At 41.4% G+C, this 14,422-nt stretch carries 13 protein-coding genes; 3 read left to right on the plus strand and 10 right to left on the minus strand.

Annotated elements, in window-relative coordinates; genetic code table 11:
• Positions 1-2 precede the first annotated feature (2 nt).
• Both phoR and H5187_RS04415 read left to right on the plus strand, forming a co-directional pair.
• A complete protein-coding gene (gene phoR, locus H5187_RS04410; RefSeq protein WP_182739720.1) occupies positions 3-1,310 on the plus strand; it encodes a phosphate regulon sensor histidine kinase PhoR in 1,308 nt (435 codons plus the stop codon).
• A 111-nt stretch (positions 1,311-1,421) separates the two neighbouring features.
• Positions 1,422-2,390, plus strand: coding sequence for a PstS family phosphate ABC transporter substrate-binding protein (locus H5187_RS04415; RefSeq protein ID WP_145235368.1), 969 nt, complete (start codon positions 1,422-1,424; stop codon positions 2,388-2,390).
• 77 nt (positions 2,391-2,467) lie between these two features.
• Here the strand turns inward: H5187_RS04415 and mdoH are convergent, their stop codons facing one another.
• The 10 genes from mdoH to sfsA form a co-directional block, all read right to left on the minus strand.
• The gene (gene mdoH, locus H5187_RS04420) at positions 2,468-4,429 is read right to left on the minus strand and encodes a glucans biosynthesis glucosyltransferase MdoH (RefSeq protein ID WP_182797582.1); all 1,962 of its coding nucleotides are present in this window, start codon (positions 4,427-4,429) and stop codon (positions 2,468-2,470) included.
• Complete coding sequence (locus H5187_RS04425; RefSeq protein WP_259398732.1) at positions 4,401-6,065, minus strand: glucan biosynthesis protein; 1,665 nt, start codon at positions 6,063-6,065, stop codon at positions 4,401-4,403. The genes mdoH and H5187_RS04425 overlap by 29 nt, the downstream gene beginning before the upstream one ends.
• A gap of 335 nt (positions 6,066-6,400) precedes the next feature.
• On the minus strand, positions 6,401-6,640 hold the full coding sequence (locus H5187_RS04430) for a hypothetical protein (protein WP_149982117.1): 240 nt from the start codon (positions 6,638-6,640) through the stop codon (positions 6,401-6,403).
• A 17-nt stretch (positions 6,641-6,657) separates the two neighbouring features.
• On the minus strand, positions 6,658-7,509 hold the full coding sequence (panC, locus tag H5187_RS04435) for a pantoate--beta-alanine ligase (protein WP_182717173.1): 852 nt from the start codon (positions 7,507-7,509) through the stop codon (positions 6,658-6,660).
• A complete protein-coding gene (panB, locus tag H5187_RS04440) occupies positions 7,509-8,303 on the minus strand; it encodes a 3-methyl-2-oxobutanoate hydroxymethyltransferase (RefSeq protein ID WP_145235375.1) in 795 nt (264 codons plus the stop codon). The genes panC and panB overlap by 1 nt, the downstream gene beginning before the upstream one ends.
• A gap of 31 nt (positions 8,304-8,334) precedes the next feature.
• On the minus strand, positions 8,335-8,820 hold the full coding sequence (folK, locus tag H5187_RS04445) for a 2-amino-4-hydroxy-6-hydroxymethyldihydropteridine diphosphokinase (protein ID WP_149982114.1): 486 nt from the start codon (positions 8,818-8,820) through the stop codon (positions 8,335-8,337).
• Between the two features lie 2 nt (positions 8,821-8,822).
• On the minus strand, positions 8,823-10,265 hold the full coding sequence (pcnB, locus tag H5187_RS04450) for a polynucleotide adenylyltransferase PcnB (RefSeq protein ID WP_220493236.1): 1,443 nt from the start codon (positions 10,263-10,265) through the stop codon (positions 8,823-8,825).
• Positions 10,266-10,569: 304 nt separating this feature from the next.
• Positions 10,570-11,514: a tRNA glutamyl-Q(34) synthetase GluQRS gene (gene gluQRS, locus H5187_RS04455; protein WP_182783708.1), complete on the minus strand. Its 945-nt coding sequence runs from the start codon at positions 11,512-11,514 to the stop codon at positions 10,570-10,572.
• 17 nt (positions 11,515-11,531) lie between these two features.
• Positions 11,532-11,975: an RNA polymerase-binding protein DksA gene (gene dksA / locus H5187_RS04460; protein WP_145235383.1), complete on the minus strand. Its 444-nt coding sequence runs from the start codon at positions 11,973-11,975 to the stop codon at positions 11,532-11,534.
• Positions 11,976-12,200: 225 nt separating this feature from the next.
• Positions 12,201-12,917: a DNA/RNA nuclease SfsA gene (gene sfsA, locus H5187_RS04465; protein ID WP_182794139.1), complete on the minus strand. Its 717-nt coding sequence runs from the start codon at positions 12,915-12,917 to the stop codon at positions 12,201-12,203.
• Between the two features lie 90 nt (positions 12,918-13,007).
• Between sfsA and pepB the strand changes: the two genes are divergently transcribed.
• A complete protein-coding gene (gene pepB, locus H5187_RS04470) occupies positions 13,008-14,303 on the plus strand; it encodes an aminopeptidase PepB (RefSeq protein WP_145235388.1) in 1,296 nt (431 codons plus the stop codon).
• Positions 14,304-14,422: the final 119 nt, after the last annotated feature.

Genomic DNA, 14,422 nt, shown 5'->3' on the forward strand with positions numbered 1-14,422 from the left:
GTATGTATCGAGTTGTTAATAAGCAGGCGTTAGCAAAGCGTCTGTTTATCTATTTCCTACCTTTATTATTAATTGGCGTGCTTATTGGTGCGCCATTTTTGCTTTTATTTTTAGGATCTTTTTCACTGCTTGTTTGGCATTATCATCAACTCTATCGGCTCAGTGATTGGCTATTGAATCAACGTAGTTTTAATCCACCTGAAGGCGAGGGGGCATGGGAGCAAGTATTTGAAGGGATCTACCATTTACAACATCGCAACCGTAAAAAACGTAATGAATTAGCTGATTTGATCCGTCGTTTTCGCGATGGCGCAGAAGCAGTGCCTGATGCGGTTATTGTTCTACAACGTGATTTAAGTATTGTTTGGTGTAATCAACTAGCTTTGAAAGTGCTTGGATTACAGTGGCCAGCGGATCATGGTCAACGGCTTGACAACCTTATTCGCGATCCTAAATTTGCAAAATACATGCAAACGGAATTGTTTGATGAAGCATTAGAACTTGAAAGTGGTCACAGTGTTGAGCAAGTTTTAGAGTTTCGGGTAATGCCATATGCCAGCTCACAATTAATGGTTGTTGTGCGTGATGTCACGCGACTGAAGCAACTTGAGCAAATGCGCAAAGACTTTGTTGCCAATGTATCTCATGAGCTACGTACGCCATTAACCGTTGTTACTGGTTACTTAGAAATGTTTGATGGCGATATGGTGCCACCACCGGCAATGTGGAATAAAGCACAAGGTACTATGCTTGAACAGTGTAAACGCATGGATAGCTTGGTAAATCAGCTATTGTCGTTATCACGTATTGAAGGCGCTCGACGTCAAGATAATGATAAAGCGATCAATGTACCGCAGTTACTTAGCTATATTAGGACTGAAGCACAATCATTGAATCAAGACAAAGGGCATGAGTTGATATTTGATATTGATGCTAACGTCGATATAAAAGGCGCTGAAGAGGAGCTGCGCAGTGCCTTCTCTAATTTAGTGTTTAATGCTATTCATTACACCAAGGCGGGCGGTAAAATAACCGTAAGCTGGAAGCTAAAAGATAATCAAGCGTACTTTTCAGTAGTTGATAATGGCGATGGTATTGCACCAGAGCATATTAATCGTTTAACTGAGCGTTTTTATCGGGTTGATAAAGCACGTAGTCGTACCACCGGTGGCTCAGGGCTGGGTTTAGCCATCACCAAACATGTATTAACTCGTCACGATAGCCAATTGATAATTAAAAGTAAATTAGGCGAAGGATCATGTTTTTCGTTTGCTTTTAGTCGTGAAAAAACAGTGCTATTAAATAATTGAGCCAAAAAGCCAAAGTCATAAAAGTGTCATTTTAGAGTAATCTAACTGTCATCTATTCTCTTTAGAGTAGACGACAGTTAAGAAATGGACGAACAAAATCGGAGCAACCTAATGAGATTTAAAAACCTAGTAGCCGCAATGGGTGTGGCAGTAACAACATTTGTATCTGCACAAGCAATGGCAGTAGATACAGTTATTCCTGAGTATCAAAAAACCAGTGGTATTTCAGGTAATTTTTCATCTGTGGGCTCTGATACTTTAGCCAACATGATGACCTTTTGGGCTGAAGAATATAAACGTATTTACCCAAATGTGAACATCCAAATTCAAGCGGCTGGTTCATCTACTGCGCCACCGGCATTGACAGAAGGCACAGCAAACTTTGGCCCGATGAGCCGCAGAATGAAATCAAAAGAAATCGAAGCGTTTGAAAAACGTTACGGTTATAAACCTACTGAAGTACGTGTAGCGATTGATGCATTGGCAGTATTTGTTCATAAAGACAATCCAATTGAAGGTTTACGTATCGACCAAATCGATGCGATTTTCTCTTCAACTCGTAAATGTGGTGCTGATGCAGATGTGACTCGTTGGAGTGATGTAGGTTTAACGGGGAATTGGGCTGCAAAAGACATTCAGCTTTATGGCCGTAATTCTGTATCTGGTACTTACGGATACTTTAAAAACAAAGCGCTATGTAAAGGTGACTTCCGTAACAACGTGAACGAGCAACCAGGTTCAGCATCGGTAGTGCAATCAATTTCTTCATCAGTGAATGCAATTGGTTACTCAGGTATCGGTTATAAAACATCAGGCGTACGTACTGTACCACTGGCGAAAAAAGGCGATAACTTTGTTGATGCAACACTTGAAAATGTAGCAACAGGTAAATACCCACTGTCGCGCTTTTTATATGTTTATGTGAATAAACACCCGAATAAACCGCTTGCACCTATTGAAGCAGAGTTCTTAAAAATGGTGTTATCACAAGATGGCCAAAAAATTGTAGAGAAAGATGGTTATGTACCACTTTCTGGCAAGATGGCAATGGGCGAACTTAAGAAGCTAGGTCTTCTTTAAACTTAACGCCAACTATGAGTTAATAAAAAACCGCGCAATGTAAATTGCGCGGTTTTTTTATATCAACTAGGTTCAGGTTAGTTAAACAGCTTCTTTTTGAGCTGTTGATGGGCATTTAAAACGCGTTTACGTTTACTTAAACCTTGGCGCTTAAAGCTCTGAATTGGCATTACGCTAGGTTGCTCTTGCCCCAATGTAGGGATTGTAAAGTTAGCAACATCATCATTCGGTAATGCTATTTCTTGCTCATGTACACGTAAGGCTGCAAGGGTGTCGTTATTATCAACTTCACTCGGGCAAATAAATATGCCCATTTTACGTAATTTAACCCCTAAGCCTATGCTACTTGAATATCGTACAATTGGGGCTGCTAAGATCAATCCAACTAAGATCGGCGATAACCACCAAAAGAATACAGGCGTAAAGTAATAAGCAATACCGCCCCAAGCTAAGGCGATTAAGGTTGATAGTAATGTGTAACCTATCGCTTCTTGCCACGGAACCATGCGGCCTGATCGAGGCTGGGCGTCCCACGTTACTTTTTTACCTAAAAATACACACACCACAAAGTAGCTATGAAAAACCATCATCAGCGGGGCGATAATAATGGCAAACACGGTTTCAATGATTGAGCCTAAAATTAATTTAAATGAGCCGCCAAATTGTTTATTACGATGGATCAGTGTGACAATAATCCCCATTAATTTCGGTAATAATAACAACACAATTGTGACAAAAAGCAACGAGTTAATTAATTCTGTTTTTGCTATTTGCCAAGTCGGAAATAATTGATACGCCTGATTAAAATAGACATTACTGTTTAGTGCGCGGGTGACCGCATCTATGGTACTTAGCACTAACATTGATAACCAAATTAATGATGAAATATATGCCGTTGCACCTAATAAAAAGTGCAGCTTGCTGATTATTTTTAAACCCGACGCAGGTAACAAACCTAAATGTTGAATGTTGCCTTGCACCCAACGCCTGTCGCGAATAGCGTAATCTAAAATATTACTCGGTACTTCTTCGTAGCTACCTTGTATATCACTGAGTAATAATACATCCCAGCCAGAACGATGCAGCAACGATGCTTCGACAAAGTCATGGCTTAAAATTTCGCCGCCGAAAGGGGCATTACCTTTGAGCACCGGTAAACCGCAGCAATCAATAAACGCTTTAACCCGAATGACGGCATTGTGTCCCCAGTAATTAGCGTGATTAGTCTGCCAAAAAGCTGAACCGGTTGCTAGCATTGGACTATAAAGTACTGACGCAAACTGTAGAAAGCGACCAAAGAAGGTATCTTGCCTAACAGGGATCGGAATCGTTTGAATAAGCCCAGCTTGTGGATTGTTGATCATGCTGCTGGTGAGCTCAAGCATACACTGACCCGTCATGATACTATCTGCATCAAGTACAATCATGTGCTCGTATTTACTGCCCCAACGCTCGCAAAAGTCAGTTAAGTTACCTACTTTACGGTGTTTGTTATCTTCACGGCGGCGGTAAAAAGTTTGTTTGGCAAAATCACCTAGGCGTTCGGTCAAGGCATACCACGCTTTTAGCTCATTGTTAGCTATTTCTTTATCTTGTGTATCACTTAATAAGTAGAAATCAAAATGCGCAAATTGGCCTGTTTTTATCAGTGAACGTAAGCTCACTTCAAAACCTGCGATAACTCGCTGTGTATCTTCATTGTAGATAGGCATAACGACAGCAGTTCTGGTTTTACTCAATGCTTGCTGATCAATTTCGATTGCTTTTTGGCGCGTCAGTGTCAGCGGGTCAATTCTAAATAATTGTAAAATAAATCCCATACAGCCACTGCAAAATGCGGTCACAATCCAAGTAAAGGTAATTGAAAACAGCGCAAGTAATGCATACTCTAGCGGGGTCATGCCATTTGAATTTAAAATATCAAACATGATCCACATACCATAAGCTGAGATGGCTAACACTAACAGTGAAAAAAGCCATACACGAGTCTTTTTAAAAGGCATTGTACTGTTACTCGACGTCATTTGGATACCAGACATAACTCCATACCTCGCTAACTTCTTTGTCACGTAGTGTTAATGATAAGCGCATGTCTACAGGCTTACCGCCCTCTGGCGCGACTTTAAAAGCAACACGCCATCCTTCATTATTTGGTAATTGTTGAACTGTTTTATCGCTTATTTCACCTGAATTTAGGGTCAAATTAGCAAGCAATTTTAGTTTAGCTGACAAGTTGTTAATATTGTCACCAGTGAAGTCAACCGTAAATTGGCGATGACTTTTTGGTGGTGGATTTTCTTCACCGGGTAATGCAGCACTGCCAATGCGAGTGCGTAAAACTCGGGCTTTATCTTGGCTTGCAAGCGCCGCGTTAAATGTTGACAATTTATAACTAAAACTAAGTGTTTCACCTGCTTTAAGTGGTTGCTCTGGTACCCAATAGCTAACGATATTGTCATTGGTCTCGGTGTCAGTCGGTATTTCTACTAACTCAACTCGACCATTTCCCCATTGTCCTTGTGGTTCAATCCACAAGCTTGGGCGGGCATGATAATGTGCCTCAGTATCGAGATAGTTATTAAACTCACGGTCGCGCTGTGCTAGTCCAAAACCTTTTGGATTATCATAACCAAATGACGTTACACTAAGCTGTTTAGGGTTATTTAGCGGACGCCACACCCATTTATTGTCTTGTGATTGCATTAGTAAACCATCAGAGTCATGTACTTCTGGTCGGTAATCATCAAAGAATTTAGTGCTATTTTCGCCGTGGTAAAACATGCTTGTAAGCGGTGCTATACCTAGTTTTTTGATATCTTTGCGGGCGAATATTTGCATTTTAGTTGTTACTTCAGTTGCTGTTGATGGACTGATCTCAAAACGATATGCGCCAGTAACAGAAGGACTATCAAGTAATGCATATAACACAATATGTGTGTCTTCAGGTTTTGGCTTAACTAACCAAAACTCTTTAAATACTGGAAACTCTTCACCAGAGCTGAGTGCTGTATCAATCGCCAGGCCGCGTGCTGAAATACCATACACTTGATCAGGGCCCACTATGCGAAAATATGAAGCGCCTTGAAATACAGCAACTTCATCTTTGTAGTCGTTATTGTTTAGAGGAAAGTGTAATCTAAAACCGGCATGTCCCAACTGAGTGGTGCCTAAAGCTGTGGTAATTTCCTGCTCAAGTGGTGCTGCGGTGCCATCATAGCGGTAGTAATCAGTTTTAAATGGTAGATTTTTTACCTTCGCATCAGCATCAACTGTGTTAATCGCGATAGGGTTTTTATAGAGAAAACCTGGATGGAATAACTGTACCTCATATAAACTTTCATCTTTCCAGATCGCATGATCTTGACGAAAACGAATCGCTCGATAGTCCTGATAATTAATATTATTTAACGCATCAACAGCAATTACGGGAGCTGCTACGTAGTCTTTGGCAGCCAGTTGTTTGGCTCTAGCTGTTACCACCGAAAATAATTTTTCAGAAGGGATTGTAAGCAAAGTTGGCTGTGTAGTTGGTACAGCATCAGCAGTATCCGCATCAGATTTTGTTATTGGTTGTTCTGCCGCACTGACATTACATGCACACAAGGCTAATAATGCACTTAATAATGCCCTCTTTTTAAATGATGGATACAGAGCTGCCCGCGTTATCGTTTCCATGAGGTTTTTTCCTTTAGCCGTTATCTGGTTAATTTTAAAATGCTTTAGTTAGTTGAATTCAAGTTTGCAAAAAACGAACCTAAAATAAACTTATATATTTCAATGACTTTATATTTATTAGTATCGTAGAGGGTGTACTTTCTTTGTGTAAGCTGGAAATAATTACACGCAATGTATGACTACTTCTTACTAATATAAGTAGATATTACTAAACTAAACCTTGCTCTAAGGTGAATGGCAGAAAAATCACGATGGTTGGATGTAGAAAGTTTGCCTAAAGTAGGCGCAGGGGGGAGGAAACTTGCCAATCATGATAATTGGCAAGTTAATATCAGTTATTGCACATTACCTAAAGCTTGAGCATTTTCTTTGCATTGGTTATAGGCTTCAATACATTTGGTATTACATACTTTATATACCATGCCTTCGCCGGTACTTTGCTGTTCGCAGTTCACTTCACATTGATAATTCTGTTGTGCGCATTGCTGCATTTCTGGGTTTTCTATTTGGTTTTGACACCCAGCTAATATGCCTATACACAGCGAAATGCTTGATAATTTTAATAATGAATTCATGCTTATCCCAATTATTGTTATGTAATATCAACGAGCAGATTGTCTATTAGCCTTACTGGCCCTAAGAAGGCTGCCGCCAAAATCACAAGTTGACTATCATTGAGTGTAGCTTTTTTTAAGGTATCGCGCTGAGCTATTTCAAAGTAGTCAATTTTGAGCCCTGCTTGCTCTAGTTGCTGCTTTGCTTGTCGGCATATGTCGTCAAAATCACGCTGCCCCGAGTTTAACTGTTCTGCGCTCCAATTAAGGGTTTTAAATAGCACTGTCGCTGTTTCTTTTTGAGCTTCTGATAAGTAGCCATTGCGAGAGCTCATAGCCAACCCTGACACTTCACGGCTGGTTGCAACGCCAATAATTTCTACTGGAATTGACAGGTCATGAGCCATGGTTTTAATCACTTGCAACTGTTGATAGTCTTTTTCACCAAAGCACGCATAGTCAGGCTGTACTAAGTTAAATAATTTAGTAACCACCGTTGCTACACCGCGAAAATGACCTGGACGTGATCCGCCGCAATAACCCATTGATATATTTGGTACATCGACAAAGCTTTGCGCATCTAAACCGTTAGGGTAAATGGCTTCCACACTTGGGGTAAATACAATATCAGTATCAAGCTCTGCCAGTCCTTGTTTATCCGCAATGAGGGTGCGCGGGTAGTTATCAAGATCTTCGTTGACACCAAATTGCATTGGGTTTACAAAAATACTAACCACGACTTTATCAGCCATGTTTTTGGCTTTCTCAACGAGTGAAAAATGCCCTTGATGTAGATTACCCATAGTTGGCACTAGTGCTACACTAAGCCCGGCTTGGCGCCATGCTTTAATTTGACTACGTAATGATTTTATTTCAGTGATCGACTGCATTATTTAAACTCATGTTCCGTGCTTGGAAAAGCACCACTTTTAACGTCGCTACAATATTTTTTAACCGCATCCGGCATATTGCCTGTTTCGAGTAAAAAGTTTTTAGAAAATTTAGGGATGTAACCTGCTGAAATGCCAACTAAGTCATGCATGACTAGAATTTGGCCATCAGTTTGATTACCTGCACCAATACCAATGGTAGGAATATTAACCGCGTCAGTAATTAATTTGGCAAGTTCAGATGGAATACATTCAAGAACCAGCATTTGTGCGCCTGCCGCGGCAAGCGCCTGAGCATCGCTAATCATTTTTTGTGCTTGTTGTTCACTACGGCCTTGGATTTTAAAACCACCAAACACATGTACTGATTGCGGTGTTAAGCCTAAATGTCCACATACCGGTATACCTTGTTGAGTCAGCGCAACAACTGAGTCATACAGCCATTCGCCCCCCTCAAGTTTGACCATGTTAGCGCCAGCTCGCATTAATTCTGCTGCATTTTTACAGCTCTCGGCTGGGTTTGAGTAGGTCATAAATGGCATATCCGCAATGACGAATAAATCACGGCTCCCGGCGCGTACGCTGCGAGTATGATAGGCAATATCTTGATTGGTGACAGCCAGGGTATCGTCGCCACCTTGTAACACCATGCCTAACGAATCACCGACTAAAATAACGTCTACGCCGTTATCATGAAATAACTTTGCAAAGCTGGCATCGTAGGCCGTTAATGCCGTGATTTTTTGTTGGTCTGCTTTCATTTTATTAAGCGTAGAAACGGTTATTTTAGACATAGTATCCTCGTAGGCAACAGCCTGAAATTAATTACAGAGGTAATTGTTGTAATTCGTTTAGTGCCAAATTAGTGCTAATACTGTGAAGTAATGTACCATTTGGCAGCGTAATATTTGGGGCTATTTCAAGTAGCGGGTAAACCACAAACTCGCGTTCAGTTAGACCATAATGTGGCACAATTAAACGCTCGCTATTAATGACTTGATCACCAAATAATAAAATATCAATATCTAAGGTGCGTGGCCCCCAGCGCTGTGCTTTTCGTACTCGGCCGTGTTCAAGTTCTATCTGTTGTGTTAAATCAAGCAACTGCTCAGGTAATAGCGTGGTTTTTAGCGCCGCAACAGCGTTAACGTAGTCAGGTTGATCTTGCGGGCCCATCGGTTTACTCGCGTAATAATGCGATACACCAATAAACTCGCAATCAGCCAATGCACGCAGTGCTGCAACAGCATGATCTAGTTGAGTACGTGGAGCGTTTAAATTAGCCCCTAAACCAAGGTAGACGGTTTCCATGATCATTCAGCCGCTGGTTTTGGGCTGCGTCGGCGAGTACGACGACGGCCTTTTGTTGCGCCTTGCGTACCTAACGCTTTAACTAGCTCTTTTTGACCATTGATGTCTTGTTTTAAATACTCAGTCCACCAGTTAACTAATTGCTGATGCTGTTTTTCACCGGCCTGTACGCGCAAGAGTAAAAAGTCATACGCAGCTTTAAAACGTGGTTGCTGTGTAAGGCGATATGCACGTTGTCCTGAGCGTTTATCTAAGCGGTGTTGAATATGCCAGATATCACGAGCGCCAAGGGTAAAGCGTTTTGGTACGGCAATATGTTGGGCATTATCACTGAGTACTTTGTTCATACCTTGAGCGAAGGCATCGTATTCAGATAGTTTCTCTTGTTCTTGCAGTGCTTTAGTGATCTGCAATAATGGGAACCATAACAATGCAGCAAAAATAAATGCTGGAGTTACTTTTTTCTCCGCATTAATACGCTCATCTGTATTACGGAACATCTGTTGAATTAAAGCGAATTCTAAGCCATCAGGATTACTATCTAAAATACTATCAAGGGCTGGGAATAATGATTTGAAAAGGCCATATTTACGTAGCATTAAAAAGTTTGCTTCGGCCTTGCCATTTAAAAACAGTTTCAGTGTTTCTTCAAATAACCGCGCTGCAGGGATATTATCTAACAGGCTTGCTAATTCATTTAATGGTTGCTCGGTTGCCGGTGCAATCGACATATCGAGTTTGGTTGCAAAGCGAACTGCGCGCAGCATACGCACAGGATCTTCGCGGTAACGGGTTGCTGGATCACCAATCATCTCGATTTGTCGAGCGTTAATAGCTGCTAAGCCATTAGCATAATCATGGATTGAAAAATCATTAATTGAATAATATAACGCATTGATTGAAAAATCGCGGCGTTCAGCATCTTCTTCAATACTACCAAAAACGTTATCGCGCAGCAGTTGTCCTTGGTCACTCGATTGGCTAATTTGGTTTTTATCTTCAGGCGCTTCGTGATGACCTCGCATGGTGGCCACTTCGATTATTTCACGACCAAAAACAATGTGTGCTAAACGAAAGCGACGGCCAATTAAGCGGCAATTACGAAATAGCTTTTTAACCTGATCAGGAGTGGCATTGGTGACCACATCAAAATCTTTTGGTTGTTGACCTAACAAAATATCACGAATGCAACCACCAACAAGGTAGGCATCAAAGCCTCCGTCTTTCAGGCGATATAATACCTTGATTGCATTTGGGCTAAATTGTTTGCGAGAAATACCATGCTCATTGCGTCCAACTATTAAAGGCTGCGCAGAGACTTGGGTATGTTCGGCTGTTACAGAGGCGGTTGGGCCAATAATTTGCCGACAAAATTGAAAAAGCTTGGAAATAATAATCTGTCTCCTACAGAATTCGGTTATTTGATGGACGCCATCAAAAATCAAACCAAGTATAGCCTCACTTTACTATTAACTGCACATGTGTTGCGTTTACTTGGTAATACCTATGGTATTAGAGTCTTGTTTATTCTAGTCAGTTAAACAGTCATTGCTAGGGTTAAAATTTTCTAGCATCACGATGCTGGAAATTATTATCCTGTTATTGGGCTACTTGACTGCTGAATCGTGTACAACCTTAACGCAATTGGTATTAATTAAATGAATTGCACATTTAAGGTGGGCTATCATATACCAGCACAGCTTAAAAATTAAGTTGAAGGCCTTAAAATTAGCCTTTTTTAGTGAATTTTTATTTGTTTAAATGCGTAAAGGCGATTGTATGGCTGTGCGGGTTTTGCGAAATTTGAATTTGTGTCATTTTAGGGACGTTTTGCAAGTTGTAATTGTCTACTGCCCAAGCTAGCATTTGCTCGATATTTAGTTCAAGTAATTCATCTTTGGGCGCCAATCCTAAAAATTCGAATGCACTCAGCAAAGCCGGTTTGGGGTTACTTTTGCTAATAGCTGGGGCATAGTTTTGTTTTGATAATTTAAACCCAGGTTTAGCGACTGCTAATGGTAAATGTGCGTAATGGGGGGCCGTGGCAGCTAATTGTTTAAATAAACTCAATTGGCGTGCGGTTGGTTCAAGCAAGTCTGCGCCGCGTACGACATGAGTGATACCTTGGGCAATATCGTCTGCGACCACCACTAGTTGATAAGCAAATAGCCCATCACTGCGCTTTATTAAGTAATCTTCGTGGGCGAGATCATGAGCTACATTTATCTCACCTTGAATGAGATCATGGTATTGGCATGTAGCATGTTGCTGAATTAACCGTAGTGCGCTGCTGTTCTGACTATGCTTTAAATGACGACAATGGCCTTGATAAATACCGCCAAGCGCTTTAATTTCTTTGCGCGAGCAGTGGCAAGCATAAATTAGGTGCTGGTTATTTAGATTATTAATGGTATGCGCATACAAGTCATGGCGTTGAGTTTGATAGACTACGTCTTCATCCCAGTACAAACCATAGGCTTCTAAGGTATTGAGAATATCCTTAGTGGCGCCGTCTACAACACGTGTGGTGTCGATATCTTCAATACGGACTAACCAAGTGCCTTGGTTGCTTTTCGCGTCAAGGTAGCTGCCCACAGCCGCCACAAGAGAACCAAAATGAAGTGGTCCAGAAGGTGACGGCGCAAAGCGACCGCGATAGTTGCGCATAGGCGCAGTAACGGCTGTGGTAGACATTGATTAATTACTAGTAACTAACCACGTCCAGATTGTTTTTCTTTGATTTCCGCAAGCGTTTTACAGTCTACGCATAAGTCAGCTGTAGGACGTGCTTCTAAACGGCGGATACCAATTTCAATCCCGCACGAATCACAAAAACCAAAATCATCTTCTTTGATTAATTGGATCGTTTTTTCAATTTTTTTGATCAGTTTACGTTCACGGTCACGAGTACGAAGTTCTAAAGAGAACTCTTCTTCTTGTGCTGCGCGGTCAACTGGATCAGGGAAGTTAGCTGCTTCGTCTTGCATATGCGATTTAGTACGGTCAACTTCATTGCGTAAATCGTTGCGCCATGCTTCCAAAATAGTTTTGAAATGAGTGCGTTGTGCATCATTCATATACTCTTCGCCCGGCTTTTCCTGGTATGGTTCTAATCCGGCCTGAGCCAATAACCCTAATTTTTTTTGGTCTGGCATAACTTTCTCCTAAATCCTTAATATAATGCCCAGCATGAGCCGGCGGCTATAAATAACAGAATCCTATGGCCTAGGCAAATTTATTTTTCATTAATTAGTCTCACTTAAACCGCATCAATAAAATTAAAAAAGGTACGATAAGTGGTTTTTACACCGATTACTTTTAAATAAGTGCTTAAAAACTTGCCTTGTTATATGGGCGAAAACCTTAAAAACAAGTCGCTTTTAATTAAAAGTAAGCTTTTCTGTTAGTGTAATTTCAGCGCTCGAAATATCGGCTTTATAAGCAACTACTTCGACACCTTTAGTTATTGCTAAATCAACTAGTTGGGCGTACTTTTCGTCAATGTGGCGCGCCGCACTAACTTGCTTAATCCCTTGATGTAATACAGCAAACAGCAGCACTGCACGGTGGCCTTGTGCAACCATTTCAATTAATTCACGAATATGTTTTTGACCGCGAAGAGTTTCGGCATCAGGGAAGTAACCTTGGCCACTTTGTGGATCATTTTGACTGAGTAAAGTGACAGATTTTACTTCTACATAGCAGTCTGGGCGTTGGGGAGCTGTCAGTAAAAAATCGATACGGCTATTTTCATCACCATATTTAACCTCTGGCTGTATTTTAGTGTAGCCGCTAAGCTCGCTGATTAGCGCTGCGTGCAGTGCTTCTGCAACGATTTTATTCGCGATTGCCGTATTGACACAGATCAGATGGCCAAACTGGTTTTGCGTCAATTCTAATGAATGAGGATATTTTCTTTTTTGATTGTTACTGGTGGAATAAAAGGCTGCAAAATCAGGCTCCGCGCAACCAGTCATTTTACCTGTGTTGGCACAATGGGCGGTAAACTCTGAGCCATCGCTAAGGCGTAAATCGGCTAAAAAACGTTTGTAGCGTTTGATCAAAGTAGCGTGTTGGAGTGGTGTTGTATATTTCATTATTTTAGTTATTTGGTCTCAAGCAGTTGGGAAGTTGTTGTGGCTATAGTAAACTCATCGTCACAATTTTAGCGCAAAGAGTATTCTAACATGTCTGAAAAATTTGTTGTTCAATTAAGCGAGCAGGGTGCTGCATCGCATTGGGGCGAAACCGCCACGTTATCTTTTAATGAGCACGGTGCAACGGTTCATTTATCTGAACAAGAAACATTAGTAAATGTACAAAAAGCCGCGCGCAGTATTGCCAATCAAGGCGTTAAAAATGTCGTGCTAGCTGGTGATTGCTGGTGTACAGAAACACAGTGGGCTTTTTATCAAGGGTTTGTATCGCCTAAGTCATTACACGGTGTTGAATTTGCTGAAAATGCTAAAACAGATAGCCAAGAGCTTGCTTCATTACTTCGTTCTGCTACTTGGGCGCGTGAAATGATCAATGGCACGGCGGATGACATTTTCCCTGAAAGTTTAGCTGGTAAAGCTGCTGAATTTATTCAATCACTAGCTCCTGAACACGTGAGCTATCAAATCATCAAAGGTGATGCGCTACTTGAGCAGCAGTGGATTGGTATCCATGCTGTTGGTCGCGGTAGTGAGCGCCCGCCTGTATTACTTGCACTTGATTACAATCCAACTGGCGATGAAAATGCGCCTGTGGATGCAGCGCTTGTTGGTAAGGGGATTACTTTTGACTCTGGCGGTTATTCAATTAAAGCCAGCGAAGGTATGTTAGGTATGAAGTGCGACATGGGCGGTGCTGCAACGGTTACCGCAGGTTTGGCATTGGCTATTAGTCGCGGTATTAATAAACGTATTAAACTGTTTTTATGCTGTGCTGAGAACCTTATTTCAGGCCATGCATATAAGCTGGGTGATATCCTTACCTATAAAAACGGCACGACAGTTGAGATTGTTAACACTGACGCTGAAGGACGCTTAGTACTTGCTGATGGCTTAATGGCTGCAGCTGAAACAGGTGCTCCTTTAATTATTGATGCGGCGACACTAACAGGCGCTGCGCTAGTTGCTGTTGGTCAAGAGTACAATGCCTTATTTGGACTTGATAAAGAGTTTGTACGTGAAGTTGAAGGCTTTGCTGGACAAGAAATGGAAGGCGCGTGGCCACTACCACTTGAAAAGTGGCATCAACAAAACTGTCCTTCACCATACGCTGATACAGCTAACAGCCGTGCCCAAAAAGGCGGTGGTTATGGTGGCGCATCAAATGCTGCTGGTTTCTTGTCACGCTTTGTACCAAACGACGGCAAAGGCTGGGTGCATATGGATTTAGCGGCAGCGTTTAATATGGGTAGCACGAGTCAATGGGCTGCCGGTGCGACAACAGTCGGGATGCGCACAGTTGCACGTACTTTACTAGAAAAAGCGTAATCTTGAATATGTTTAAAAAAGCGCCGTTTTAGGCGCTTTTTTGTTGGCTATAAAAATGTAATTACAAACAGAAACAAGCTTTTTTAGTTTATTTGCGCTAAAATCTCGCCCCACTTTTG

It is taken from the genome of Pseudoalteromonas sp. SG44-1, assembly GCF_014164315.1.
GTDB lineage: Bacteria > Pseudomonadota > Gammaproteobacteria > Enterobacterales > Alteromonadaceae > Pseudoalteromonas > Pseudoalteromonas rhizosphaerae.

Bases quoted from the DNA above. Each gene is read 5' to 3' on its own strand.
- gluQRS (WP_182783708.1), bottom strand. From the start codon at position 11,514: ATGTCTACCACAGCCGTTACTGCGCCTATGCGCAACTATCGCGGTCGC.
- dksA (WP_145235383.1), bottom strand. From the start codon at position 11,975: ATGCCAGACCAAAAAAAATTAGGGTTATTGGCTCAGGCCGGATTAGAA.
- folK (WP_149982114.1), bottom strand. From the start codon at position 8,820: ATGGAAACCGTCTACCTTGGTTTAGGGGCTAATTTAAACGCTCCACGT.
- panB (WP_145235375.1), bottom strand. From the start codon at position 8,303: ATGTCTAAAATAACCGTTTCTACGCTTAATAAAATGAAAGCAGACCAA.
- pepB (WP_145235388.1), top strand. From the start codon at position 13,008: ATGTCTGAAAAATTTGTTGTTCAATTAAGCGAGCAGGGTGCTGCATCG.
- sfsA (WP_182794139.1), bottom strand. From the start codon at position 12,917: ATGAAATATACAACACCACTCCAACACGCTACTTTGATCAAACGCTAC.
- H5187_RS04415 (WP_145235368.1), top strand. From the start codon at position 1,422: ATGAGATTTAAAAACCTAGTAGCCGCAATGGGTGTGGCAGTAACAACA.
- H5187_RS04430 (WP_149982117.1), bottom strand. From the start codon at position 6,640: ATGAATTCATTATTAAAATTATCAAGCATTTCGCTGTGTATAGGCATA.
- H5187_RS04425 (WP_259398732.1), bottom strand. From the start codon at position 6,065: ATGGAAACGATAACGCGGGCAGCTCTGTATCCATCATTTAAAAAGAGG.
- phoR (WP_182739720.1), top strand. From the start codon at position 3: ATGTATCGAGTTGTTAATAAGCAGGCGTTAGCAAAGCGTCTGTTTATC.
- mdoH (WP_182797582.1), bottom strand. From the start codon at position 4,429: ATGTCTGGTATCCAAATGACGTCGAGTAACAGTACAATGCCTTTTAAA.
- panC (WP_182717173.1), bottom strand. From the start codon at position 7,509: ATGCAGTCGATCACTGAAATAAAATCATTACGTAGTCAAATTAAAGCA.